General features: G+C 57.6%; 22 protein-coding genes, 1 other RNA gene and 2 pseudogenes. 11 read left to right on the forward strand and 14 right to left on the reverse strand.

What is annotated here, in order from left to right; genetic code table 11:
* Positions 1–9: 9 nt before the first annotated feature.
* The 7 genes from greA to grpE all read right to left on the reverse strand — a co-directional run bounded on the left by greA (position 10) and on the right by grpE (position 10,050).
* Positions 10–486: a transcription elongation factor GreA gene (gene greA / locus PF1751_RS23795; RefSeq protein ID WP_010206609.1), complete on the reverse strand. Its 477-nt coding sequence runs from the start codon at positions 484–486 to the stop codon at positions 10–12.
* Positions 483–3,704, reverse strand: a complete 3,222-nt coding sequence (gene carB / locus PF1751_RS23800) for a carbamoyl-phosphate synthase large subunit (RefSeq protein ID WP_010206612.1) — start codon at positions 3,702–3,704, stop codon at positions 483–485. Before carB ends, greA begins: the two co-directional genes overlap by 4 nt.
* A gap of 105 nt (positions 3,705–3,809) precedes the next feature.
* Positions 3,810–4,946 carry a glutamine-hydrolyzing carbamoyl-phosphate synthase small subunit gene (carA, locus tag PF1751_RS23805; protein WP_010206613.1) on the reverse strand — a complete coding sequence of 379 codons (1,137 nt, stop codon included), beginning with the start codon at positions 4,944–4,946 and terminating at the stop codon, positions 3,810–3,812.
* 259 nt (positions 4,947–5,205) lie between these two features.
* Positions 5,206–6,012, reverse strand: a complete 807-nt coding sequence (gene dapB, locus PF1751_RS23810) for a 4-hydroxy-tetrahydrodipicolinate reductase (RefSeq protein WP_010206614.1) — start codon at positions 6,010–6,012, stop codon at positions 5,206–5,208.
* 10 nt (positions 6,013–6,022) lie between these two features.
* Positions 6,023–7,147 carry a molecular chaperone DnaJ gene (dnaJ, locus tag PF1751_RS23815; protein ID WP_010206615.1) on the reverse strand — a complete coding sequence of 375 codons (1,125 nt, stop codon included), beginning with the start codon at positions 7,145–7,147 and terminating at the stop codon, positions 6,023–6,025.
* Positions 7,148–7,464: 317 nt separating this feature from the next.
* Positions 7,465–9,387, reverse strand: coding sequence for a molecular chaperone DnaK (dnaK, locus tag PF1751_RS23820; protein ID WP_010206617.1), 1,923 nt, complete (start codon positions 9,385–9,387; stop codon positions 7,465–7,467).
* 102 nt (positions 9,388–9,489) lie between these two features.
* Complete coding sequence (gene grpE, locus PF1751_RS23825; protein WP_021492893.1) at positions 9,490–10,050, reverse strand: nucleotide exchange factor GrpE; 561 nt, start codon at positions 10,048–10,050, stop codon at positions 9,490–9,492.
* A gap of 254 nt (positions 10,051–10,304) precedes the next feature.
* Between grpE and recN the strand changes: the two genes are divergently transcribed.
* Positions 10,305–11,978 (forward strand): DNA repair protein RecN, encoded by a 1,674-nt coding sequence (recN, locus tag PF1751_RS23830; RefSeq protein ID WP_010206622.1) that lies wholly within the window; start codon positions 10,305–10,307, stop codon positions 11,976–11,978.
* Positions 11,979–12,064: 86 nt separating this feature from the next.
* Here the strand turns inward: recN and fur are convergent, their stop codons facing one another.
* Entirely contained in the window at positions 12,065–12,469 is a 405-nt protein-coding gene (gene fur / locus PF1751_RS23835) for a ferric iron uptake transcriptional regulator (protein ID WP_003194220.1), read from the reverse strand.
* A gap of 98 nt (positions 12,470–12,567) precedes the next feature.
* Here fur and PF1751_RS23840 point away from each other — a divergent pair, with 98 nt between their 5' ends.
* Complete coding sequence (locus PF1751_RS23840; RefSeq protein ID WP_016976810.1) at positions 12,568–13,095, forward strand: outer membrane protein assembly factor BamE; 528 nt, start codon at positions 12,568–12,570, stop codon at positions 13,093–13,095.
* A gap of 63 nt (positions 13,096–13,158) precedes the next feature.
* Here PF1751_RS23840 and PF1751_RS23845 read toward each other — a convergent pair whose 3' ends face one another.
* Both PF1751_RS23845 and PF1751_RS23850 read right to left on the reverse strand, forming a co-directional pair.
* Complete coding sequence (locus PF1751_RS23845) at positions 13,159–13,461, reverse strand: RnfH family protein (RefSeq protein WP_010206629.1); 303 nt, start codon at positions 13,459–13,461, stop codon at positions 13,159–13,161.
* Positions 13,454–13,888 carry a type II toxin-antitoxin system RatA family toxin gene (locus tag PF1751_RS23850; protein ID WP_005791512.1) on the reverse strand — a complete coding sequence of 145 codons (435 nt, stop codon included), beginning with the start codon at positions 13,886–13,888 and terminating at the stop codon, positions 13,454–13,456. The genes PF1751_RS23845 and PF1751_RS23850 overlap by 8 nt, the downstream gene beginning before the upstream one ends.
* Positions 13,889–14,056: 168 nt before the next feature.
* On the opposite strand from PF1751_RS23850, the gene smpB reads away from it, so the two are divergent.
* Positions 14,057–14,539, forward strand: a complete 483-nt coding sequence (gene smpB / locus PF1751_RS23855) for an SsrA-binding protein SmpB (protein ID WP_005791513.1) — start codon at positions 14,057–14,059, stop codon at positions 14,537–14,539.
* A gap of 36 nt (positions 14,540–14,575) precedes the next feature.
* On the opposite strand, the gene PF1751_RS23860 is transcribed toward smpB, so the two are convergent.
* On the reverse strand, positions 14,576–15,343 hold the full coding sequence (locus tag PF1751_RS23860; RefSeq protein ID WP_010206631.1) for an FCD domain-containing protein: 768 nt from the start codon (positions 15,341–15,343) through the stop codon (positions 14,576–14,578).
* A gap of 252 nt (positions 15,344–15,595) precedes the next feature.
* Here PF1751_RS23860 and PF1751_RS23865 point away from each other — a divergent pair, with 252 nt between their 5' ends.
* The 5 genes from PF1751_RS23865 (at position 15,596) to PF1751_RS28620 (ending at position 22,366) form a co-directional block, all read left to right on the forward strand.
* Positions 15,596–17,290, forward strand: a complete 1,695-nt coding sequence (locus PF1751_RS23865; protein ID WP_044287901.1) for a lactate permease LctP family transporter — start codon at positions 15,596–15,598, stop codon at positions 17,288–17,290.
* A gap of 69 nt (positions 17,291–17,359) precedes the next feature.
* Positions 17,360–20,170 carry an FAD-binding and (Fe-S)-binding domain-containing protein gene (locus PF1751_RS23870; RefSeq protein ID WP_044287903.1) on the forward strand — a complete coding sequence of 937 codons (2,811 nt, stop codon included), beginning with the start codon at positions 17,360–17,362 and terminating at the stop codon, positions 20,168–20,170.
* Between the two features lie 151 nt (positions 20,171–20,321).
* Positions 20,322–20,600, forward strand: a complete 279-nt coding sequence (locus PF1751_RS23875; RefSeq protein WP_010206635.1) for a hypothetical protein — start codon at positions 20,322–20,324, stop codon at positions 20,598–20,600.
* Positions 20,601–20,704: 104 nt separating this feature from the next.
* Positions 20,705–21,101: a transfer-messenger RNA gene (gene ssrA / locus PF1751_RS28615) on the forward strand.
* A gap of 173 nt (positions 21,102–21,274) precedes the next feature.
* The gene (locus tag PF1751_RS28620) at positions 21,275–22,366 is read left to right on the forward strand and encodes a tyrosine-type recombinase/integrase (protein ID WP_226994529.1); all 1,092 of its coding nucleotides are present in this window, start codon (positions 21,275–21,277) and stop codon (positions 22,364–22,366) included.
* A gap of 69 nt (positions 22,367–22,435) precedes the next feature.
* Here the strand turns inward: PF1751_RS28620 and PF1751_RS29680 are convergent, their stop codons facing one another.
* Positions 22,436–22,567 carry a hypothetical protein gene (locus PF1751_RS29680; RefSeq protein ID WP_264371030.1) on the reverse strand — a complete coding sequence of 44 codons (132 nt, stop codon included), beginning with the start codon at positions 22,565–22,567 and terminating at the stop codon, positions 22,436–22,438.
* A 246-nt stretch (positions 22,568–22,813) separates the two neighbouring features.
* Between PF1751_RS29680 and PF1751_RS23895 the strand changes: the two genes are divergently transcribed.
* The 3 genes and pseudogenes from PF1751_RS23895 to PF1751_RS29590 all read left to right on the forward strand — a co-directional run.
* Positions 22,814–23,317, forward strand: a complete 504-nt coding sequence (locus PF1751_RS23895; RefSeq protein ID WP_044287907.1) for a GNAT family N-acetyltransferase — start codon at positions 22,814–22,816, stop codon at positions 23,315–23,317.
* Between the two features lie 57 nt (positions 23,318–23,374).
* Positions 23,375–23,714: pseudogene (locus tag PF1751_RS28625) on the forward strand (NUDIX domain-containing protein); the annotation flags it as partial.
* Positions 23,715–23,834: 120 nt separating this feature from the next.
* A pseudogene (locus PF1751_RS29590) lies at positions 23,835–23,978 on the forward strand (LysR family transcriptional regulator); the annotation flags it as partial.
* 600 nt (positions 23,979–24,578) lie between these two features.
* On the opposite strand, the gene PF1751_RS29370 reads toward PF1751_RS29590, so the two are convergent.
* Complete coding sequence (locus tag PF1751_RS29370; RefSeq protein ID WP_044287908.1) at positions 24,579–24,848, reverse strand: hypothetical protein; 270 nt, start codon at positions 24,846–24,848, stop codon at positions 24,579–24,581.
* A 201-nt stretch (positions 24,849–25,049) separates the two neighbouring features.
* Positions 25,050–25,904 (reverse strand): helix-turn-helix domain-containing protein, encoded by an 855-nt coding sequence (locus PF1751_RS23905; RefSeq protein WP_044287909.1) that lies wholly within the window; start codon positions 25,902–25,904, stop codon positions 25,050–25,052.
* Positions 25,905–26,047 lie beyond the last annotated feature (143 nt).

A 26,047-nucleotide genomic window follows, 5' to 3' on the forward strand; every position in this document is an offset into this window, starting at 1 on the left:
CGCCGCCTTTCAGACGTGACGAACTTCAACAATCTCGTACTCGGTCACGCCGCCAGGCGTTTTAACAGACACCACATCGCCCTCTTCCTTGGCAATCAAGGCGCGGGCGAGCGGAGAACCGACAGAGATTTTGCCGAGTTTGAAGTCAGCTTCATCTTCGCCAACGATGTGGTAGACCACGCTTTCGTCAGTCTCAACATTAGCGATTTCCACGGTAGTGCCGAAAATCACCTTGCCGGTCTTTGGAATGGTCGTCACGTCGATGACCACCGAGTTCTGCAGGCGGCCTTCGATATCACGGATCCGCGCCTCGACCATACCTTGCTGCTCACGAGCAGCGTGGTATTCAGCGTTTTCCTTCAAGTCACCCAGCTCACGGGCCGTACCGATGTCCTGGCTCAGCTTTGGACGTACGACCTTGGTCAGATGGGCGTGCTCCTCTTCCAGGGCCTTGAAGCCCTGGACAGTCATTGGGTATTTGGTCATGCCTTCAATCCTGCGTGTAGATCCTGCAAGCGACGCACGGTCTTTTCCGGACCGAATTTGAGCGCTTCGCAGATGGCTTCGCCAGCAGCAATGGTAGTGGTGCAGTAAATCTTGTGCTGCAAGGCGTTACGACGAATGGAGTAGGAATCCGCGATCGACTGGCGACCTTCGGTGGTGTTGATGATCAGGGTGACTTCGTCATTCTTGATCATGTCGACCACGTGTGGACGGCCTTCCGTCACCTTGTTCACGCGACGCACTTTCAGGCCGGCAGCTTCGATCAGCTTGGCGGTCCCGGCAGTGGCCACGACTTCGAAGCCCAAGTTGATCAGATCACGGGCCACGCCTGCAACCAGCGGCTTGTCATCATCACGCACGCTGATGAACGCAGTACCGCCGGTCGGCAACACTTCGCTGGCGCCCATCTGGGCCTTGGCGAAGGCTTCACCGAAGGTATCGCCAACGCCCATCACTTCACCGGTGGACTTCATCTCTGGGCCCAGGATCGGGTCCACGCCAGGGAATTTGGCGAATGGGAACACCGCCTCTTTCACGCTGTAGAAGTTAGGAATGATTTCCTTGGTGAAGCCGATTTCCTTCAGGGTCTTACCGGCCATCACGCGAGCAGCGATCATGGCCAGGGACACACCGATGCACTTGGAAACAAATGGCACGGTGCGCGAAGCGCGCGGGTTGACTTCAATGACGTAGATGTCTTCGCCTTGCAGCGCCAACTGTACGTTCATCAGGCCGACCACGCCCAGCTCCAGGGCCATTTTCTTGACCTGTTCGCGCATCTCGTCCTGGATGTGCGCCGGCAGCGAGTACGGCGGCAGGGAGCATGCGGAGTCACCCGAGTGAACACCCGCCTGCTCGATGTGCTGCATGATCGCGCCGATCACCACGTCGGTGCCGTCGCAAACAGCGTCCACGTCCATCTCGATTGCGCAGTTGAGGAAGTGGTCAAGCAGCACCGGGCTGTCATTGGACACTTTCACCGCATCGCGCAGGTAACGCTTGAGTTCTTCTTCTTCGTAGACGATTTCCATCGCACGGCCGCCCAGTACGTAGGACGGACGCACCACCAGTGGATAGCCAATCTTGCTGGCGGCACGGATGGCCTCGTCTTCGCTGCGCACGGTGGCGTTTGGCGGCTGACGCAGGTTCAGGCGCTCTACCATTTGCTGGAAACGCTCGCGGTCTTCGGCACGGTCGATGGCGTCAGGGCTGGTACCGATGATCGGCACGCCAGCGGCTTCCAGGGCGCGCGCCAGTTTCAGCGGAGTTTGACCGCCGTACTGCACGATCACGCCTTTGGGCTTCTCGACGCGCACGATTTCCAGCACGTCTTCCAGGGTCACTGGTTCGAAGTACAGGCGATCGGAGGTGTCGTAGTCGGTGGAAACGGTTTCCGGGTTGCAGTTGACCATGATGGTCTCATAGCCATCTTCGCGCAGAGCGAGGGCGGCGTGGACGCAGCAGTAGTCGAACTCGATACCCTGGCCGATACGGTTTGGACCGCCACCCAGGATCATGATCTTGTCGCGACCCGACGGCGCGGCTTCGCACTCTTCCTCATAGGTGGAGTACAGGTAGGCGGTGTCGGTGGAGAACTCGGCCGCGCAGGTGTCAACGCGCTTGTAGACCGGGAAGATTTCCAGCTTGTGGCGATGCGTACGCAGGTTCTTCTCGGTCACACCCAGCAGCTTGGCCAGACGCTGATCGGAGAAGCCCTTGCGCTTGAGGCGGAACATCATGTCGCGGTCGATGCTGGCCAGACCCAGGGTCTTGACCTTCTCTTCTTCCTTGATCAGGTCTTCGATCTGTACCAGGAACCACGGGTCGATCATGTTCATGCCGAAGATGTCTTCGACGGTCATGCCGGCGCGGAAGGCGTCAGCCACGTACCAGATACGCTCGGCGCCCGGCACGGTCAGCTCGCGCTTGAGCACGCTCATGCTTTCCGGGTTGCTCAGGTCGAGCTTCTCGTCCAGACCGCAAACGCCCACTTCCAGGCCGCGCAGGGCTTTCTGCAGAGACTCTTGGAAGGTACGGCCGATGGCCATCACTTCACCCACCGACTTCATCTGGGTGGTCAGGCGTGCGTCAGCCTTGGCGAATTTCTCGAAGGCAAAACGTGGCAGCTTGGTCACGACGTAGTCGATGGACGGCTCGAAGGACGCCGGGGTCTTGCCGCCGGTGATGTCGTTCGACAATTCGTCCAGGGTGTAACCCACTGCCAGCTTGGCCGCGACCTTGGCGATCGGGAAGCCGGTGGCTTTCGAAGCCAGGGCCGACGAACGGGAAACGCGTGGGTTCATTTCGATCACGACCATGCGGCCGGTGTTCGGGCAGATGCCGAACTGAACGTTGGAACCGCCGGTTTCCACGCCAATCTCGCGCAGTACCGCCAGGGAGGCGTTACGCAGGATCTGGTATTCCTTGTCGGTCAGGGTCTGTGCAGGAGCAACAGTGATCGAGTCACCGGTGTGCACACCCATCGGGTCAAAGTTTTCGATGGAGCAGACGATGATGCAGTTGTCCTTCTTATCGCGGACAACCTCCATCTCATATTCTTTCCAGCCGATCAGGGATTCGTCGATCAGCAGCTCTTTGGTCGGCGACAGGTCCAGGCCACGGGCGCAGATTTCTTCGAACTCTTCACGGTTGTAAGCGATACCGCCACCGGTGCCGCCCATGGTGAAGGACGGACGGATGATGCACGGGAAGCCCAGGGTCTCAAGGACCGCGTTGGCTTCTTCCATGCTGTGGGCGATACCGGAACGCGGGCAGGCCAGGCCGATGGACTTCATGGCCTTGTCGAAACGCGAACGGTCTTCAGCCTTGTCGATGGTGTCGGCATTGGCGCCGATCATCTCTACGCCGAATTTTTCCAGGACGCCTTCGCGCTCCAGGTCCAGGGCGCAGTTCAGTGCAGTCTGGCCGCCCATGGTTGGCAGCAGCGCATCTGGACGCTCTTTCTCGATGATCTTGGCAACGGTCTGCCACTTGATCGGCTCGATGTAAGTGGCGTCGGCCATGGCCGGGTCGGTCATGATGGTGGCCGGGTTGGAGTTCACCAGAATGACGCGGTAGCCCTCTTCGCGCAGGGCTTTACAGGCCTGGGCGCCGGAGTAGTCGAATTCGCAGGCCTGGCCGATCACGATCGGGCCAGCGCCGAGAATCAGGATGCTTTTTATGTCTGTACGTTTTGGCATGGGTTTGTCACTCAAATCCGCAGGTCAGTCGGCAAGCCGTCTTGAACAATCTTTGATGAGCCTGCGGGGGCCACCGGTGTCCGGGGCCGCCCGCAGGCCGCTCAGTCAGCGTCGCTTGGCCATCTCATTGATGAAACGGTCGAACAGCGGCGCTACGTCGTTCGGGCCCGGGCTCGCTTCAGGGTGGCCCTGGAAGCTGAACGCGCTCTTGTCGGTGCGCTCGATGCCCTGCAGGGAACCGTCGAACAGCGACTTGTGAATGGCGCGCACGTTGCTCGGCAGGGTTGCTTCATCTACCGCAAAACCGTGGTTCTGGCTGGTGATCATCACAACGCCAGTGTCCAGGTCTTGAACCGGGTGGTTGGCACCGTGGTGGCCGTGACCCATTTTCAGGGTCTTGGCGCCGGAGGCCAGGGCCAGCAGCTGGTGACCAAGGCAGATACCGAAGACCGGAATCTCGGTTTCCAGTACGTCCTTGATCGCCTGGATGGCGTAGTCGCATGGCTCAGGGTCACCTGGGCCGTTGGACAGGAATACACCGTCCGGTTGCAGGGCGAGCACGTCGCTGGCCGGGGTTTGCGCCGGCACCACGGTCACGCGGCAGCCTCGCTCGACCAGCATGCGCAGGATGTTGTATTTAACGCCGTAGTCGTAGGCGACTACGTGGTAGGGCAGGTCAGCGGCGTCGATGGTTGCATGGCTGTCGGTCTTCAAGTCCCAGACAGTGGAGCGCCACTCGTACTTCTCTTTAACGCTGACGACTTTCGCCAGGTCCATGCCTTTCAGGCCTGGGAAACCTTGCGCCGCGGCAATCGCCGCCTCTTCGGAGATATTGTCACCGACCATGATGCAGCCATTCTGCGAGCCTTTTTCACGCAGGATGCGCGTGAGGCGGCGCGTATCGATACCGGCGATCGCCACAACGTTGTTGGCTTTCAGGTAATCGGACAGCGACATCGTGTTACGCCAGTTGCTCGCAACCAGTGGCAGGTCACGAATCACCAGACCGGCCGACCAGACACGATCAGACTCGACATCTTCCGGTGTAGTACCGGTGTTGCCGATGTGCGGATAGGTCAGGGTAACGATCTGTTGGGCGTAGGAAGGATCGGTAAGGATTTCCTGATAGCCGGTCATGGCAGTGTTAAACACTACCTCTCCAACGGTCTGACCGTCGGCTCCAATGGCTTCGCCGCGAAAAATGCTGCCATCAGCAAGGGCGAGTATGGCTGGCTTAGTCAAGAAGACCTCCCGTAAATAAAGCCTGAAAGGGCGATCGCAGGTTGTAAAAAAGCGGAGTGACGTATGGACACGTCACCCCGCTTCTTCACTGAATTATTCTGCGCGCTTTTAGTGGACACACTAAAGCTGTAGCTTACAGAAAAAGGCTTTTTTGGTCCACCGCTAATGAGCCTTAAAGGCAGGGGAATGCGACAGGACGTCGCTTAGCGGGTAAAAACGGGGCCTAAGCATAAGCTTGAGGCCCTGTTTTAGCTACTGATTAGTGCAGATCCAGCACATCGCGCATGTCGTACAGACCCGGCTCGCGCCCCTCCAACCAGAGCGCAGCACGTACCGCTCCCTTGGCAAAGGTCATGCGGCTGGAGGCCTTATGCGTGATTTCCAGACGCTCACCTTCAGTGGCGAACAATACGGTGTGATCACCCACCACGTCACCGCCGCGCACGGTCGCAAAACCAATGGTGTCGCGTGCACGCGCGCCGGTGTGGCCTTCGCGACCGTACACCGCGACTTTCGACAGGTCGCGACCCAGTGCATCGGCAATCGCTTCACCCATGCGCAGCGCGGTGCCCGAAGGCGCGTCGATCTTGTGGCGATGGTGAGTCTCGATGATTTCGATATCCGCTTCATCACCCAGCACGCGCGCCGCCAGATCCAGCAACTTGAGCGACAGATTCACACCGACACTAAAGTTGGCGGCGAAGACGATAGGAATATCCTTGCCCGCCTCCTCCAACAATTGCTTCTGCTGAGCAGTCAAACCCGTGGTACCGATCACCATTGCCTTGCCCGCCTTACGGCAGAACGCCAGGTTTTTCAGCATCACGTCCGGCAGGGTGAAATCGATCAACACATCGAACTCATCCGCTACCTGCTCCAGGCTGCCGGACAACGACACACCGATGCGCCCCAACGAGGCCAACTCGCCCGCGTCCGCACCAATCAACGTGCTGCCCGGACGAACGATCGCCGCAGTCAGGCCGGAAGCCGGCGAGCGCTGCTGCACCGCTTCGACCAGCGTCTTGCCCATGCGCCCGGCAGCGCCCATTACGGCTATACGTCGCATACTCAATTCCTTACAGGTCGCCGAAGAAGCGCTTCACACCATCGAAAAAGCCTGCAGTTTTTGGCGAGTGAGAGTCATCACCCTCCATCGAGCTGCGGAATTCTTCAAGCAGTTCGCGCTGACGGCGATTCAGGTTGACCGGCGTCTCTACCGCCACACGACACATCAAGTCCCCAGCACCGCCACCGCGCACCGGCGCAACGCCTTTGCCACGGATACGGAACTGCTTGCCGGTCTGAGTGCCTTCAGGAATCTTGAGCTTGACCCGACCATCAAGGGTAGGAATTTCGAGCTCGCCGCCCAAGGCTGCATCGACAAAGCTGATCGGCACTTCACAGAACAGGTGCTTGCCGTCGCGCTGGAAGATCGAGTGCTCGCGCACGTTGATCACTACGTACAGGTCGCCCGTCGGACCACCCTGAGTACCAGCCTCGCCCTCACCCGACAGGCGAATACGGTCTCCGGTGTCCACGCCCGCCGGCACTTTCACCGCCAGGGTTTTGTACTCTTCGACACGACCTTCGCCGTGGCAGGAATCGCACGGATCGGAAATGATCTTGCCCTGGCCATGGCAGCGCGGGCAGGTCTGCTGCACAGAGAAGAAGCCCTGCTGCATGCGAACTTGACCAATACCGCCACACGTTGGGCAGGTGATCGGCGAAGAGCCTTTCTTGGCACCCGAACCATCGCACGGCTTGCAGTTGACCAGCGTCGGCACACGGATGTTGACGCTGGTGCCGCGCACGGCTTCTTCCAGGTTCAATTCCAGGGTGTAGCGCAAATCACTACCACGCTGGGCGCCACCACGCTGACCACCTCGACCACCGCCGAAGAAGTCGCTGAATACGTCGCCGAAAATATCGGAGAAGTTCTGACCGCCAAACCCGGCACCGCCGCCACCCATGCTTGGGTCGACACCGGCATGGCCATACTGGTCGTAGGCCGCACGCTTATTGGGATCACACAGGCATTCGTAGGCCTCATTGGCCTCTTTGAACATCTCTTCGGATTCTTTGTTATCCGGATTACGGTCCGGGTGATGCTTCATCGCCAGGCGACGGTAGGCCTTCTTCAGGTCCGCCTCGCTGGAGCCGCGCTCCACACCCAATACTTCGTAATAGTCACGCTTTGCCATAAGTCTTTGCACTCTTAAGGACGTTCAGCCAGACCCTCCTGAGCCTGACTAAACTCGTTGAGCCCCAATACAGGCCCGGACCCAACTCACGTCAATTCAACGATCCTGGTCATAACTGCTTTCAGCCAGGGACCCGGCCAAAAACGCGGTGAATGCCATTCGGAAAGCAGGAGCATTCCCGATCACACCGCCAGCATCCGAACGCTGTCGCATACTGTAAAAATTCGCATACCCCAGACACGCCAACGCGGGAGCAAGCTCCCGCGCGGCGACATCCTACCAGTCACCGCTTGATAGCGGTCAACCGGGCGACCAAGTTACTTCTTCTGGTCTTCTTTGACTTCTTCGAACTCGGCATCGACAACGTCGTCGTGCTTGGCTTCAGGCTCTGCCTGTTGCGCAGCACCGTCAGCTGGTTGACCTTGTTCGGCGTACATTTTCTGAGCAACCGGCGCAGAGACTTTCGACAGCTCTTCGATCTTGGCTTCGATAGCAGCCTTGTCGTCGCCTTTGACGGCGGCTTCCAGGGCAACCACAGCAGCTTCGATTGCAGTCTTCTCTTCAGCAGTCACTTTATCGCCAGCATCAGCGACCATTTTGCGCGTCGAGTGAACCAGTGCATCACCCTGGTTACGGGCGCCAGCCAGTTCAGCAAACTTGGCATCCGCATCAGCGTTGGCTTCAGCATCACGAATCATCTGTTGAATTTCTTCATCAGACAGACCGGAGTTGGCCTTGATCGTGATCTTCTGCTCTTTGCCGGTAGCCTTGTCTTTCGCGCCGACGTGCAGGATGCCGTTGGCGTCGATGTCGAAGGTCACTTCGATTTGTGGCACGCCACGTGGTGCTGGTGGAATCTCGGACAGGTCGAACTTGCCCAGGGACTTGTTCTGAGCAGCCTGCTTACGCTCACCTTGCAGCACGTGAATGGTCACAGCGCCCTGGTTGTCATCGGCAGTCGAGAACACTTGGGATTTCTTGGTAGGAATCGTGGTGTTTTTCTCGATCAGCGCAGTCATCACGCCGCCCATGGTTTCGATACCCAGGGTCAGCGGGCTGACGTCCAGCAGCAGCACGTCTTTCACGTCGCCGGCCAATACCGCGCCCTGGATGGCAGCACCCATGGCAACCGCTTCGTCCGGGTTCACGTCTTTACGGGCTTCTTTACCGAAGAACTCGGTGACCTTCTGCTGAACCAGTGGCATACGGGTCTGACCGCCCACCAGGATCACGTCGTTGATGGAACCAACGTCGATACCGGCGTCTTTCAGCGCGATGCGGCAAGGTTCGATGGTGCGCTGAACCAGGTCTTCAACCAGCGCTTCCAACTTGGCGCGAGAGATCTTCACGTTCAAGTGCTTAGGACCGGTGGCGTCTGCAGTGATGTACGGCAGGTTCACGTCGGTCGACATGCTCGAGGACAGCTCGATCTTGGCTTTTTCGGCAGCTTCTTTCAGGCGCTGCATGGCCAGCGGGTCGCCCTTAAGGTTCATGCCGCTTTCTTTCTTGAATTCGTCAACGAGGTAGTCGATCAGACGAATATCAAAGTCTTCACCGCCGAGGAAGGTGTCACCGTTGGTGGCCAACACTTCGAACTGGTGCTCGCCGTCAACTTCAGCGATCTCGATGACGGAGACGTCGAAAGTACCACCGCCCAAGTCATAAACGATCACGGTGTGGTCGCCTTTGGCCTTGTCCATACCGTAAGCCAGAGCGGCTGCGGTTGGTTCGTTGATGATACGCTTTACGTCCAGACCCGCGATGCGGCCGGCGTCTTTGGTCGCCTGACGCTGACTGTCGTTGAAGTAGGCCGGAACAGTGATCACCGCTTCGGTCACGGTTTCACCCAGGTAGTCTTCGGCAGTCTTCTTCATCTTTTTCAAGACTTCAGCCGAGATCTGCGGGGCAGACATCTTGTTGCCATTTACTTCAACCCAGGCGTCACCGTTGTCAGCCTTGGCGATTTTGTAAGGCACCATCTTGATGTCTTTCTGTACGACTTCTTCGTCGAACTTACGACCGATCAGACGCTTTACCGCGTACAGGGTGTTGTGCGGGTTGGTGACAGCCTGGCGCTTGGCCGACTGACCTACCAGGATCTCGCCATCATTTGCGTATGCAATGATCGACGGCGTGGTACGCGCGCCTTCGGCGTTTTCGATGACTTTGGCTTTGCCGTTTTCCATGACGGAGACACAGGAGTTGGTGGTCCCCAGGTCGATACCGATAATTTTGCCCATTATTTACTCTCCCGAAACTTGAATTTGGTTGCCGCAGCAGTGGTGGCTAACTGCGGTAGCACTTAAACGCTTGACTTATAGATGAGGGCTTTTCAGCGTATTTCAAGCCTGCTCATCAATAGAAGGTGAAACCGGTGCAGGGGCCTTGCTCACCACAACCATCGCCGGGCGCAGCAGGCGACCATTGAGCTGGTAACCTTTCTGGAACACTTTCAACACGCTGTTAGGCTCCAGGTCATGGCTTTCCTGCATGGCCATGGCTTGGTGGTGCTCAGCGTTGAACGGCTCACCGCCTGCTGGATCGATGGCTTCCAACTGATAACGCTTCAGGGTGTCCTGGAACATTTTCAGGGTCAGCTCGATCCCTTCGCGCATTGGGCGGATGTTTTCGTCGTCCGGGTTGGACAACTCAAGACCACGCTCCAGGCTGTCGATGATCGGCAGCAAGTCACCGGCAAATTTTTCCAGTGCGAACTTGTGAGCCTTTTCTACATCCTGCTCGGCACGGCGGCGGACGTTCTGCAGATCAGCGGCAACACGCAAAGACTGGTCCTGCGCAGCGGCCAGTTGCTCTTCGAGCACTTGCACACGAGTCGCCAGCTCATCGCCGACAGCCGAATTGGCGTCTGGAGTTTGCGTATCCTGCGTCTGTTCGTCAGCCATAGTTTTCTCCTTTCAAAATCATGCGCGAACTCAACTCGCGCTTCTGTTCCGGTATATGGGGCCACAATTTCCAGGTTCAAGGGTGCAGGCGTTACCAAAAGTCTTTCCAGTGATGTGGATCAATTCCTGCGCTTCCATTCCTCGTTGCGCTAAAAAATTCGCTCATTCAAGCAAATCGAGCTAAGCGCCAGGATTGTCAGCCTCGAACAAAACACTGTATAAATAACCAGACCTAAAGCCTGGGAGCGGCCGTCATGCTCGTGCACTTGTCCGTACATAACTACGCCATCGTTGAACACCTGGATCTCGAACTGGATCGCGGTATGAGCGTAATCACAGGCGAAACCGGCGCCGGCAAGTCGATCATGCTCGACGCCTTGGGCCTGACCCTGGGTGATCGCGCCGACAGCGGCGTGGTGCGACCTGGGGCAGACAAGGCCGACATCCTGGCCACCTTCGACCTGGCGGACATTCCCGAGGCAGAAGCCTGGCTGTCCGAGCGCGACCTTAATAATGAAGGTCCGTGCATCCTGCGACGGGTCATCACGGCGGAAGGTCGCTCCCGTGGCTACATCAACGGCACACCCTGCCCGCTTGGCGACCTTAAAGCCTTGGGCGAGTTGCTGATCGACATCCACAGCCAGCATGAACACCAGTCCCTGCTGAAAACCGACACCCATCGTCGCCTGCTCGATGAGTACGCTGGTGCCACAGACCTTGCCCGCCAGGTGCAGCTTGCCGCCCAGCGCTGGCGCCAGACTCGCCAGGAACTGGAGCGACTCTCCAACTCCGGCGATGAGCAACGTGCTCGCCATCAATTGCTCAGCTATCAACTCGAAGAACTGGAAAGCCTGGGCCTGGGCGAGACCGAACTGGAGCAGCTTGAGCAGGAACACAAGAACCTCACCAACGCGGAAACCCTGCTGGGCATTTGCCGCCAGGTAGTGGAGCAGTGCAGTGAGAGCGACTCCGGGAACGTGCTCAATGCACTGACTGCCAGCCTCAATCGCCTATCGAGCGTGAACAGCGGCTCCGGCTCGTTGAGCGAGGCGACGACCCTGCTTACCAGCGCACAGATCCAGGTAGAGGAAGCCGTCGGCGAACTGAATCGGTTCCTGGATCACTTCGATGCCGACCCAGCACGCCTGCAGGAAATAGAAGAACGCCTGGATACCATCTACACGCTGGCACGCAAACATCGCATCCAGCCCACTGAAGTGGCGACGATGCAGCAAAAGCTGCTGGATGAAATCGAGACCCTGAACGCCAACGATGAATCTATCGAGCGCCTGAGCGGTGAGCTCGCCTCTTTCGCTCGTCATTACCAAGAGAAAGCGCGCGAGCTCAGCGACCTGCGCCAGCAAGCAGCGACGGGCCTGGCCAGCGCAGTGGAGCTGGAGATCCAGCGTCTGGGCATGCCTGGCGGTCGTTTCACCATCGAATTGCGCACCAGCGCCAGCAACGAACTACAACCCCACGGGCTGGAGCAGGTCGAGCTACTGGTCAGCGCCAACCCCGGACAACCGCTCAAAGCGCTGGCGAAAGTAGCCTCCGGCGGCGAGCTGTCGCGGATCAGCCTGGCAATCCAGGTGATTACTGCGCAAACCTCTCGGGTGCCGACACTGGTGTTCGATGAAGTCGATGTGGGAATTGGCGGGCCGACAGCAGAAATTGTTGGCCAGCTGTTGCGACGCCTTGGAGATAGAGGCCAGGTACTGACGGTAACTCACTTGCCACAAGTCGCGGCCCAGGGACATCAACACCTCTTTGTGCACAAGGTACGCGGCAGCGATGCAACACACACAGCCGTGTCCAAGCTGAACAAGTCGGAACGTGTGGAAGAAGTCGCACGCATGCTTGGCGGCATCGATCTAACCAAGGAGTCTTTGGCGCACGCGAAGAAAATGGTCGTAGCGGCAAAGGCCTAACCGAACTATTTTCTCTCTTATAGAAAGCACGAAGGCGACCCTAAGGTCGCCTTCGATCGTTTTGCAGAGAGAATCTGCAACGCTTGTTACTTTTTCTTACGGATGTACAGGACCAGATTGTGGTCAACCAGATCGAAGCCATGCTCCTCAGCAATCTTGTGCTGCAGCGCTTCGATTTCCGGACTGGTGAACTCGATAACCTCATTGGTATCCAGGTCAACCATGTGATCGTGATGACCACCGTCAGCCAGTTCGAACACCGCATGACCGCCGTCGAAATTATGACGAACCACCAGCCCTGCGGCTTCAAACTGGGTCAGCACACGGTAAACCGTGGCCAGGCCGACGTCCTCGTTAGACTCCATCAGTGCCTTGTAAACATCCTCGGCACTCATGTGGCGCTGCTCAGCAGAATCGAGCATTTGTAGAATCTTGACTCGTGGCAGAGTCACTTTGAGACCGGCTTTGCGTAGTTCGCTATTTTCAACCATGGTTAGCTTTCTCGCGGATGCTGCTTCGCAGCTTCTCTTAATACGGGTATGATCGGCGTTTACGTTGTCCCAGCCAAGATAGTGGAAGTCGCCCACCGATGCAAAACACCAAGCTCTTGCTAACCAGTTTCACCTTTGTGGGACTGCTCGCACTCGCCGGTTGTTCATTCCCCGGGGTTTACAAAATCGACATCCAGCAGGGCAATGTCGTCACGCAGGACATGATAGACCAGTTACGCCCCGGAATGACCCGACGGCAAGTACGGTTTATCATGGGTAACCCCCTGCTGACCGACACTTTCCATGCCGATCGCTGGGATTATCTCTACAGCCTTCAGCCAGGCGGCGGTGAACGCCAGCAGGAGCGCGTCAGTGTCATCTTCAATGGCAATGACCAGCTTGTCAGCCTGTCCGGCGACTTCATGCCCGGCGTGAGTCGTGATGAAGCCTTGCTCGGCAAGGACAACGGCACCAATGTCACTGCGCCTGCGCAGGAAGGCGAGAAGCCGAAGTCCGAAGTACCGGCCAAGCCAGGCTCGCTGCTCGACAAGATCCAGAAAGACGTCGACGGCGTGGAAACGGTGCCTGTGCCGACGCCACAACCTCTGGATACCAGTCCGCAGTAAATGTGCGTCGCTCAACAAAAAGCCCGGCATGCCGGGCTTTTTGCTGCTCGCCATTTGGCTGACCTATGAGTTCTGTTGCTTGGCCAGCGCCGCTTTGGCTGCGCGCAACCTGCGCACTTCTTTAGGGTCTGCCAGCAATGGACGGTAAATCTCGATACGATCACCCGCCTGCACACTGCGCACCTCAGCGTCCGCGACTACCTTGCCGAAAATACCCAAAGGGCAATCAGCCAGATCCAGCCCGGGGAATTGCGCTGCAATGCCTGACGCCTGCACCGCCGCGCGCAGGCTGGTGCCGGCCGGCACCGTCACCGCCAGCAGCACCTGGTGATCCACTGCGGCATACACCACTTCAATCTCAACCATGCAGTTGCTTGGCCCGCTGGCAAAATGCGTCCACCAGGGTATTTGCCGCCTGATTGAACAAAGGCCCCAAGGTCGCGCGCACGATAGGCCCAGCGTAATCAAAGGAAAGATCCAGGCTGATTTTGCAGGCCTTGTCCGTCAGCGCCTTGAATACCCACACCCCATGCAGCTGAGTAAACGGCCCTTCCTGCAAATTCATTTCGATGGATTTCCCAGGCACCAGCACATTACGCGTCACAAAGTGCTGGCTAAGACCGCCCTTCGCGACCCCGACACTGGCGACCATGTGCTCATCACTGCTTTCCAGCACCTCGGCGGTTGAGCACCACGGCAGGAATTCCGGGTAACGCGCCACGTCGTTGACCAGGTCATAGAGCGCCTGTGCCGGATAGGGCAGCAGCGCTGAACGTTGAATATGCGTCGTCATGTGTGCGTTATTTCCACAGCTGAGCGGCAAACATCGCGGAAGAACAGCCCGATCCGCGAAAGAAAAAAACCAGAGAACTGCCTGCATTGTCCGGGATTCGTCCAACACGCTCAAGCACGCAGGTTGACCGTAGCCGACAGGCTCGCAACTCCCTATAATGCCGCCCCTATGGCTAAACAAAAGAAACACCCCACAGGGACCATCGCGCAAAATAAAAAGGCGCGACACGATTACTTCATCGAACATCGGTTCGAGGCTGGTCTGGTCCTGGCCGGCTGGGAAGTAAAGAGTCTGCGTGCCAGCAAGCTGCAGCTGGTCGACAGTTATGTGCTGCTCAAGGATGGCGAGGCATGGCTGCTCGGCAGTCATATCACCCCGCTGACCACTGCGAGCACCCACGTGATTGCCGATCCGGTACGCACGCGCAAGCTGCTGCTCAATGCCCGCGAACTGGAAAAGCTCGCTGCTGCCGTACAGCAGAAGGGCTATGCCTGCGTCTGCCTGTCCTGGTACTGGAGCAAGCACCTGGTCAAGTGCGAGATCGCCTTGGGCAAGGGCAAGAAGGAATACGACAAGCGCGATACCGAGCGCGAACGCGATTCCAATCGCGAGCTTCATCGTGCCGTACGCAACAAGGGCAAGGAAGACTGATCCTTGCAGTGATGCAGCCGCGGGAGCTTCCCTCGGCTACGTCCCCTTGCGCCGCTCCGCACGCGCCACACGCTGAACTTCCTGACGCACTTCTTCCAACACTTCCTGCACATACAGCAGGTGACGTGTTGAAACTTCCCGCGCCTGCTCGGCACGCCCCTCGATAATCGCCAGGTACAGATCCCGGTGCTGACTGATCAGCATGTCGCGGGTTTCCGTACGCTGTTGATACATGCCGCCAATGTTGGTCACCACGTTACGCTTGAGCAGGTCGAACAGGCCGCGAATCGTGTGCAGCAACACAGCGTTGTGGCTCGCCTCGGCGATAGCCAAGTGAAACCGCGCATCCGCCGCCCCCTCTTCGACCCGGCTCACCTCATCGGAACGGGTGTAGCAATCCTGAAGCGCTTCGAACGCAGCCGTGAGACGCTCGCGATCCACCTCTGTCGCGCGCAACGCGGCGTAATAAGCACACGAGGCCTCAAGGGTCTGACGAAACTCCAGCAGATCCCGCTGAGCCTCGGGGTTGTTCTCCAACAGGAGCAACAGCGGGTCACTGAACGTGGAACCCAAAGATTCAGCCACGTAGTTACCACCACCCTGGCGGCTGACGAGCAAACCTTTGGCTGCCAGCTTCTGGATCGCCTCTCGCAAAGAAGGTCGCGACACCCCGAATTGTTCAGCCAACGCGCGTTCGGCCGGCAAGCGCTCGCCCGACTTCAGCGTGCCCTCAAGGATCATGCCCTCAAGCTGCTCGACGATGTCATCAGACAAACGGCGCTGACGCACCTGATCAAACCCCATCACTCACTCTCCACCATCCCGACCACTCGCCGGGCCCTCTATTCTCGCCGATCACAACGAATGCAGCACCTATCAGAGCGCCCTCATTTCCACTGATCAGCGCACCCTTGCCACCCACCTACGACCAAAGTTTCGTAAGCGGCAAATTGACACGCCCCAACCAAGGCTTTTACTCTAGCCAACAGCGACTGTAAATTGGTATTACCAATTACCCAAGCTGACCAAACAACAACAATCAGGGGCCACCCCATCATGCAAACCTGGCAACAGCTCTACAGCCCGCTCGGCAGCCTCGGCCTGTCCGCAATGGCGGCCGTTATTCCGATCGTATTCTTCTTCCTGGCCCTGGCCGTGTTTCGCCTCAAAGGCCACGTGGCGGGCAGCATTACCTTGGCGCTGTCGATCCTGGTCGCGATCTTCGCCTTCCAGATGCCGGTAGACATGGCATTGGCCGCCGCCGGTTATGGCTTTGCCTACGGTCTGTGGCCCATCGCGTGGATCATCGTCGCGGCGGTGTTCCTCTACAAACTCACGGTCAAAAGCGGCCAGTTCGAAATCATCCGCAGCTCGGTCCTGTCGATCACTGACGACCAGCGCCTGCAAGTGCTATTGATCGGCTTCTGCTTCGGCGCCTTCCTGGAAGGTGCGGCCGGTTTCGGCGCCCCCGTGGCAATTACCGCTGCACTGCTGGTCGGCCTGGGCTTCAACCCGCTGTACGCCGCCGGCCTGTGCCTGATTGCAAACACCGCCCCCGTGGCCTTTGGGGCGCTGGGCATCCCGATCATCGTTGCAGGTCAGGTGACCGGCATTGACGCATTCAAGATCGGCGCCATGACTGGTCGCCAACTGCCGCTGCTGTCGTTGTTCGTACCGTTCTGGTTGGTGTTCATGATGGACGGCGTGCGCGGCGTGCGTGAAACCTGGCCAGCGGCACTGGTCGCCGGCTTGAGCTTTGCCATCACCCAGTACTTCACCTCCAACTTCATCGGCCCGGAACTGCCGGACATCACCTCGGCCCTGGCCAGCCTGATTTCCCTGACGCTGTTCCTGAAAGTCTGGCAACCCAAACGCATCGCAGGTGCCCAGATTGCCGGCGCCACCTCCAGCGCCGCAGTCACCGCCAGCGCAGGCGGTTTCGGTCTGCCGCGCAACACAATCGTTTCGCCCTACAGCCTCGGCCAGATTTTCAAGGCCTGGTCGCCGTTCCTGATTCTTACCGTGCTGGTCACTATCTGGACCCTCAAGCCGTTCAAGGCGATGTTTGCTGCCGGGGGCTCGATGTACAGCTGGGTGTTCAACTTCGCTATCCCGCACTTGGACCAACTGGTGATCAAAGTCGCGCCGATCGTAACCAACCCCACTGCGATCCCCGCCGTGTTCAAACTGGACCCGATTTCAGCGACCGGCACTGCGATTTTCTTCTCGGCGTTGATCTCGATGCTGGTACTGAAAATTGACATCAAGACTGGTCTTACCACTTTAAAAGAGACCTTCTACGAACTGCGCTGGCCGATCCTGTCGATTGGGATGGTGTTGGCATTCGCATTCGTTACCAACTACTCCGGCATGTCTTCGACCATGGCGCTGGTACTGGCCGGCACGGGCGCAGCCTTCCCATTCTTCTCGCCTTTCCTTGGCTGGCTGGGTGTTTTCCTGACAGGCTCCGACACCTCGTCCAATGCCTTGTTCAGCTCCCTGCAAGCCACCACCGCGCATCAGATCGGCGTCAACGACACCTTGTTGGTCGCTGCCAACACCAGCGGCGGCGTTACCGGCAAGATGATCTCGCCGCAGTCCATCGCGGTGGCGTGCGCCGCTACCGGCCTGGTGGGCAAAGAATCCGACCTGTTCCGCTTTACTCTCAAGCACAGCCTGTTCTTTGCCACCATCGTCGGGCTGATCACCCTGGCCCAGGCTTACTGGTTCACCGGTATGCTGGTGCACTAAAACCTGCACGTAATAGGGTAAGAATCGACGCCGGACACGATTCCGGCGTCAGCTATTTCTGGAGGACCGATGAGCCTGCCTGCTGCTTTCCTGAGCGACGTCGCACAACTGATCCCTAAAGATCGACGTTTCGACGACCCACTTTCCACCCTCGCTTTCGGCACTGACGCCAGCTTTTACCGATTGATCCCACAGCTGGTGATCCGCGTGGAGTCAGAAGACGAAGTCGTTGCCTTGTTGCAATGGGCTCAGCGCGACCACGTAGCCGTGACCTTCCGCGCCGCCGGCACCAGCCTGTCCGGGCAGGCCATCAGCGACTCGGTGCTGATCGTGCTGGGGGACAACTGGAATGGCCGCGAGATTCGCGGGCAAGGCACGCAAATCCGCCTGCAGCCCGGCGTGATCGGCGCCCAGGCCAATGCGTGGCTGGCGCCGTTCGGGCGCAAGATCGGGCCGGACCCAGCGTCGATAAACGCCTGCAAGATCGGCGGCATCGTCGCCAACAATGCCAGCGGCATGTGCTGCGGCACGGCGCAGAACACTTACCACACCCTGGCCGGCATACGCTTGGTATTGGCTGACGGCAGCCGCCTGGATACCGAAGACGCCACCAGCGTTAAGGCGTTCCGTGAACAACACGGTGCGCTGCTTGAGCGGCTGGCAACATTGGGTCGCGAGACACGGGCAAATGCCGAATTAGCCGCGAAAATTCGTCACAAATACCGTCTGAAAAACACCACCGGACTGTCGCTGAATGCCCTGGTGGACTTCGATGAGCCGCTGGATATCCTTAGCCATCTGCTGGTGGGTTCCGAGGGCACCCTGGGCTTTATCAGCGCGGTCACCTACGACACGGTGGTAGATCACCCGAATAAAGCGTCGGCGTTGATTGTGTTTCCAGATGTCGAAACCTGCTGCAACGCAGTCACCGTCCTCAAAACCCAGCCGGTCTCGGCCGTCGAGCTGTTGGACCGACGCAGCATGCGCTCGGTACAGAACAAGCCAGGCATGCCCGCTTTCGTACAGCAACTCTCGGAAAATGCCTGCGCCCTGTTGATCGAATCCCGTGCAGCGTCGTCGTCCTTACTGCATGAGCAGTTGGCGCTCATCATGGCCTCCCTGGCCCAATTCCCGGTGGAAAAACAGGTCGACTTCACCGAAGACCCCACAGAGAACGCCCGCCTGTGGGCAATCCGCAAGGACACCTTCCCAGCTGTCGGCGCCGTGCGCAAAACCGGTACCACCGTGATCATCGAAGACGTGACCTTCCCGGTGGAGCAACTGGCAATCGGCGTCAATCGCTTGATCGAGTTGTTCGACAAACATCACTACGACGAAGCGATACTTTTCGGACACGCGCTGGAAGGCAATCTGCACTTCGTCTTCACCCAAGGCTTCAACAGTGCGGAAGAAGTCACACGCTATCAGGCGTTCATGGACGACGTGGCGCAATTGGTGGCCGTGGAGTTTGGTGGCTCGCTAAAAGCCGAACACGGCACCGGACGCAATATGGCGCCGTTCGTGGAGCTGGAATGGGGCAGCGACGCCTATCAATTGATGTGGCAACTCAAGCGCCTGCTTGACCCCAACGGCATTCTCAACCCGGACGTGGTGCTCAGCCAGGACCCGCAAATCCACCTCAAGCACCTCAAGCCGCTACCCGCCGCTGATGAGCTTGTGGATAAGTGCATCGAGTGCGGCTTCTGTGAACCGGTGTGCCCGTCGAAAGGCCTGACTTTGAGCCCGCGCCAACGCATCGTGATCTGGCGCGACATCCAGGCGAAAAAACGTGCCGGTGTCGACACCACTGAGTTGGAGGCGGCTTATCACTATCAAGGCATCGACACCTGCGCTGCCACCGGCCTCTGCGCTCAGCGCTGCCCGGTAGGAATCAATACCGGCGATCTGGTGAAAAAACTACGCAGCCGCGACGCTGACCGTACGAAAACCGCCGAATGGCTCGCCACCCATTTCTCCACCGCACTCCAAGGCGCGCGCTTCACCCTGCACGTGGCCAACGGCGCACGCATGCTGCTGGGCGCACCACGCCTGGCGAAGCTGTCGGCCAGCATGACCAAGCTGTCCAAGGGGCAAATCCCGCAGTGGACCGCCGCCATGCCACAGCCAGAAAAAGCCATTCGTTTCAGCCCGGCGGTAACGGACGAGCGGCCGCGAGTGGTCTACCTGGCCGCCTGCGTCTCACGCGCCATGGGGCCGGCAGCGGGGGATAAGGAACAGATGTCGCTGTACGACAAAACCCGCAGCCTGTTGGAAAAAGCCGGTTACCAAGTCGTGTTCCCCGACAATCAGGACAGCCTGTGCTGTGGCCAGCCCTTCGCCTCCAAAGGCTACGCCGAACAAGCCGAACACAAGCGCCAGGAGCTGATTGGCGCCCTGCTCCACGCCAGCCGTGGCGGGCTCGACCCGATCTACTGCGACACCAGCCCTTGCACCCTGCGCCTGGTGCAGGACCTGGGCGATACGCGCCTAGACCTGTATGACCCCGTGCGTTTCATCCGCACGCACCTGATGGACCGCCTCGACTTCACGCCCCAGGAAGCCCCCATCGCCGTTCACGTCACCTGCAGCACGCAGCACCTGGGCGAAAGCCAGGCCCTGATCGACCTGGCACGGCGCTGCTCCAACACCGTGGTCATCCCCGAAGGCATTCATTGCTGCGGGTTTGCCGGTGACAAAGGCTTCACCACGCCGGAACTCAACGCCCACTCACTGCGCACCCTCAAGGACGCGGTGCAATATTGCAGCGAAGGTATCTCCACCAGCCGCACTTGCGAGATCGGCCTGAGCCAGCATGGCGGCATCGATTATCACGGGCTGGTCTACTTGGTGGACCGTGTCACCCAGGCCCGCGCCCACTGATCCTGAAGAAATGATCCTGCAAAAAAAACAGAACCCCTGCGTGCCGGCGTAGTCATCTGCATAGGCCTCGACAAACGAGGCTCATCAGTGATGTCGCTGGCAGCCCCTGAACGCCAGCAGCGTCGGGCCCTTTTGCGCAAGGAGATACCCTATGAAGCGTTCCGCTCTTGCTGGCTTGTTCATTACCGCTGCGATGCTGGCTTCCCCTGTGTTCGCTGCGGGCGAGCCCGATCTGTGCAAAATCAATCTGGACAAAATCAACAACGGTAAAGCGCTGCTCGCCACTGACACCAGCGGCAAAAGCGGCGAAATAGACACTGCCGTCTCCCAAGCCAAAGCGGCCCACGCCGCCGGCGATGACAAAAAGTGCATCGAGATCACCTCGAAGGCGCTGCAAGACCTGCAGAACAGCGAAAAAGGCGGCCAATAGGCCGCTCAGTCACGGAAGGCAAACCTTCGGGTTGGCCTTCCGTGACGGTTTGGCGTACACTGCACAGGCTTGTCACTCACTATGAAACAACGAGTTACAAGCACGGGGCCGTTTAGGATTCGACGCCGGTTGCGAAACTTTAGGTGCATGCCGAGTTGGTAACAGAACTCGTAAATCCACTGTTGCAACTTCTTATAGTTGCCAATGACGAAAACTACGGCCAGGAATTCGCTCTCGCTGCGTAAGCAGCCTTAGCCCTGAGCTTCTGGTACCTTCGGGTCCAGCAATCACCAGGGGATGTCTGTAAACCCAAAGTGATTGTCATATAGAACAGAATCGCCGTGCAGTACGTTGTGGACGAAGCGGCTAAAACTTACACAACTCGCCCAAAGCACCCTGCCCTTCGGGTCGCTGAGGGTTAACTTAATAGAAACGGCTACGCATGTAGTACCGACAGCGGAGTACTGGCGGACGGGGGTTCAAATCCCCCCGGCTCCACCATTTAGTCTTCCCAGGAAGACCCAGAAAAGCCGTAAAGCCTAGAGAAATCAAAGCTTTACGGCTTTTTTCTTGCCCGCGTTTTCCCACCTGATCCCAGGGCATCCCACGGTTGACGGGGGCATATATGGGGGCATAAAACGCTCATCAGCTCGCTCGGAGAGGATGTGCCCCCAATGCCCCTGAAAGATACCAACTGCCGCAACGCCAAGCCCCAGGACAAGCCGTACCGCCTGTATGACGAACAAGGTTTGTACCTGAAAGTGCAGCCCAACGGAGGCCGTTACTGGCGGTTGAAGTATCGCTTTCTGGGCAAGGAAAAACGCCCGGCTCTTGGCGTTTACCCAGAGGTAGGCCTGCAGGAGGCGCGGCGAAAACGCGATGATGCTCGTGTCCAGCTCGCCAGCGGCCAAGACCCTTCACTGCAAAGACGCATGGCTAAGGTGGTCAGCCAGCTTGATCACCAGCATACCTTTGAGTCGGTTGCCACGCAGTGGCTGAGTATTCGCGAGTCCTCCTGGGACCCGGAGTACACCCGCACGGTGCGGCAGCGTCTTGAGCTCAATGCCTACCCCTGGCTGGGAAAACTCCCGATCAGCAGCATCAGCACGCCCATGCTGGTCGAAAACCTGCAGCGCATCATCAAACGCGGTGCTCGCGAGACGGCACGTCGTGTAGCTCAAATCTACAAACAGATTTTCGAGTTCGCCGAAGCTGCCGGTATCACCCCGCCCAATCAGATAGGGAATCTCTCACGGACGCTCCCAGCCAAGCGGGTGAAACACTTTGCTGCCGTGACCGATCCTGAAAAACTCGGTGCACTGCTCAAAGCACTGGACAGCTACACCGGCACACTGACTGTTTGTTGTGCACTCAAACTGGCCCCGTTGCTGTTCTGCCGGCCCGGTGACCTGCGCCACATGGAGTGGTCGGAGGTCAATCTGGATGCAGGCGAGTGGTTGATTCCCGGCCACAAGATGAAAGGGCTCACTGCCACCAAACTGGATCGGCCGGATCATTTGGTTCCTCTCAGCCAACAAGCAGTCGCGGTTCTGCGCGAGCTGAAACCACTCACAAGCAGACATCGGTACGCCTTCCCCTCCGCACGAGGAGGCGACCGGCCGATGTCCAACAATGCAGTACTCAGTGCGTTACGCCGCATGGACATCAGCGGCGACGAAATGACAGGGCACGCTCGAGAATGTAGTTGGCGAAGGTGTTTACCGACTGTAACGGGCTGCCCTTGGGGGACATGGCGCTGTCGTTGACCAGCGTCATCTTGACCCCCAGTTGCTCCTCGATCATCTGCTCGACGTCAATCACGATGGACACCAGGCTCATCGAATCGAGGACGCCGCCGGCACCATAGAGCACGGTGTTTTCGCCTTTTCCAGGCTGATGGGCTGGGCGAGACTGTGGTTTTCATTTTCAATCGCGCTATAAATGATGCCAAGAATTTGCTCTTTCATCAATTCCGGAGCCTTGTTAACAGTTACATGTGATTTACCTTTCATAAATCAATAAGTTACCTAATTTAACGTTTCCACATATTATTGCATGTGGAGCGAGTGAATTGAGTGAATATTAAAAAGCCGGCAACCGGTTTGACCAGTCTCCCGCTTGGCGGGGAGACAGCACAAGTTTTGTGTCGTAGGCTAGGCATGATTTATGCGGTCCTTGATGGGCGCCGCCGGATAAAAAATGGAGCGCTCAGGATGCAGTTACAGTTTGCCGCCACGGATAACCCTTCGGTCACGCTTGTCGTGGCTCAACCCAGCGACTTCGAAGCGCTTGTCGCTATCCGGATTGAAGCCATGCGTGAAAGTCTTGAACGCATTGGCCGATTCGACCCTGTACGCGCCCGAGAGCGTTTTCGTGAGGGCTTTTGTGCCGAGTTCACTCGCCATATCGAGGTTTCCGGCCAGCGGGTGGGTTTCGTGGTCGTCAAACCTGATTACGATGGTTGGCTACTTGATCACCTGTACATCAAGCCGAACGCACAGGGGGCGGGGATCGGTTCGGTTGTCCTTCGTCACATCTTCATGGAGGCGGATGCTGCGTCCATGACATTGCGGGTGGGTGCCCTCAGGGAAAGTGCTTCAAATCGTTTTTATACACGGCATGGCTTTCAGTTCGTCGAAAGTACCGAATTCGACAATTACTATGTTCGCAGCCCTCAAGACATTCACACACAACTGAACAGAAAAACCACTTCCTGATCCCGACTTTAAGTTCAATGGTGCTCGCCCATTTATGCGCGGGCCATCTTCGTCAAAATGCGTGAGCGAAAGGCAGCACGTTTACTAGTTATAAGCCCCTCTCGATGTCTTGCTTTTCAAATTTCCCCAAGACCGTGCCTTAGCCGGTAGAAATTACTGAGCCACCGCTGGCGGTGGTCTTGAAGACGGAGAAACATTTCACGCCGCTGCAATACGTGAACTGCGTGAGGAAACCGGTATTCAGGTCAACACAGTTGTAGGGCCTGTGGCAGATCGCAGGTTTTCAATGCTCCTGCCCAGCGGCGAGACGGTATCCGCAGTTAAGCAGTATTTCATTGTGCACGCGGAAAACCATATCTTTTCTAGCTCCGAACGGACCATACACGAGACTCAGGTCAGCGAACCGTTAAACCGAATGTCCAATTCGGTTGACACAAAAAAACCGCCTTTCCAACGGCGGTTTTTTTGTGCCAGTGATTTCTCCTCTTGCGATCTCAGTTTTCAATCAGCGCCAACATACAGCGAAGATCAAGGGCAGTTCTGGGAATTGTGGCCGTCCAGTCGCCATCTTTCACCGAAAATCCGCGTATTCGTGGACTTTGCCGCCGAGCATCTATTTGCCATTCCTTCCGTAGACAGCCCAGATGCAACGCGCTCATGAAGCATTGTCGCGACCGCGCCGTCCTTATAGGTTGCGGCGGCTGTGCCGGTAATCGCTGACCGTCCGCTGTGGGCAGTTCACTGCCAATCATGGTTACGAAGCGTGCTGGTCACATCGAATGCAAACGGGTGGTCAAGTGGAGTGCAGTATTCCAATTGGTATTCCAACGAAAAATTAAAATCATTATTAATATTATAAATCAACAAGTTACTTAGCCAACTCAAATTACCCCACCCAACGAAAAAAGACGTCCACGGACGTCTTTTTTTATACCTGTAATTCAGTAAGCTCATAGGCTTATTTGCCTTTTAGCCTCCGTAGGCGATCATTTACCGATCGGCTCAGCCAGTCTGAATTGCACACCTGAGCAGCTTGATGAACCATGCATTTCGTCGCTCAATACCTTGCACTCACAGCCTTTCGCCTATAGCGGACCGAGCGAGGTGTTAACCTCAGATCCAAGTCTATTTTCACCCTTATGGGTACTTTCGCCATGATCAACGGCCACAAGCATTCAAAAGACCTTAGCCTTGCGGAAATGATGGGCCTTAAAAGCAGCTTACGTGACCGCCAGGTTGATGCTGTCTATGCAGCTGACCCTCAGATGCTTGAAATGGCTGCTGTCCGTGCCAAAGCGGCCCTTCGCGGCAACTCTGCTGCAATCGCTCGCCCACTAAGATTCTCTGCGCTTAGCAACTGATGCCCGACGCGGTAAACGAAGACGCTTCGCTCCGTGTCTGGCCCACCCCAAATGGAGCGCAGCTCGTCTTCGTCTTTGAAGAAATCTGGAAGGACGCCAAACAGGCTTTCTAGAAACTGCGCAGCAGACATTGGCTTGCCATCGGCGCTGAGAAACAAGGTCGTCATCATGTTTTTGATCCGGCGCGCCGAGCCTTTGCTTAACCTGATCTCCCCCGCTCGAATACCGAATTTCCCGCGCGGCGGCCGAGGGGTTCAGGTACCAGATCGATAGCTCATGAGCCCCGTGGCAAGGGCACTCATGCCCTCGCCGCCCGGTGTCGGGATACGTCGGAGGTCCAACCGATCCAGCGCCCGATTCACCACCGCAGGTCAGTCATGGCTCTCCTTCTCCCTCTTGTGCTTACGATAATGGGAAAGTGAAATCCCCGTTTGGCGCTTGAAGTAGCGACACAAGTAAGAGGCGTCGGCGAAGTTCAGTTCGTCGGCCACACGGCCAATAGCCAAGTCACTGTATGAAAGGAGCGCCTTGATTTCCAAGGTTACCTGCCGATCGATCAGGCCCTTGGGAGTGTCATTGAAAAACGCTTTGGTCAACTGCGACAGGTAGAACGGCGTGATATTCAGTGCGTCAGCGTAGAACTTCACATCCCGGTTGCGGATGCAGTGTTTACCTATCAATTCCCAGAAGCGCCAACTGAGCATTTCCTTGCGGCTGAATCCACGGTTTTCTATTTGGTTGGCTGGAAGTTGCTCGGCTATTTTCAAAAAGAGGTTCTGCAGCTGATTGCGCAACATGATGCGTTGGTAAGAGGGACAGGTCAGCGCAATATTCCGCATCTGCGTCACCCACCCTTCTATCAGTGGCATGTCGTCCTTGGATGGAACGCAATGGGGATGGTCATGCAGAAAGACGAACAAACTATTTGGCAGCGGGTAGGCAACCTCCGCTGCAAAATCTTTCGGCATAAGGCAGAAAAAAACCTTGAAGCGGCGCGAGCGACGTTTGAGCAAGGCAATGGTGTCCTCAGCCAGCAACATCACTCCTCCGCGCCTGACCGCATGCTCTTTGAAGTTTAGAGTGAAGTGGGCACTACCGGAGAGGCATACCAGCAACGTCAAGTAAGCATGACCGAAAGAGAGCGGTAAACCTTGCCCTTGCGCTAGCGTGGTTTCTCCCATCCGCATCGAATCGTCAGGAACGGAAAGTTTCGGAATGTGATGCATAGTGCCCCAGCGCTATAACAAACAATAGCCATCATCGTATCAGCGCTTGGCGCGGTTGTTGCGAAAAGTACCGAAGAAGCCGAGGTACTGGCGTGTACCGATGGCCTGTCTGCCAATACTCTATCCCGAACGCACCCATCCAC

This window comes from Pseudomonas simiae, assembly GCF_000934565.1.
GTDB classification, from domain to species: domain Bacteria; phylum Pseudomonadota; class Gammaproteobacteria; order Pseudomonadales; family Pseudomonadaceae; genus Aquipseudomonas; species Aquipseudomonas simiae.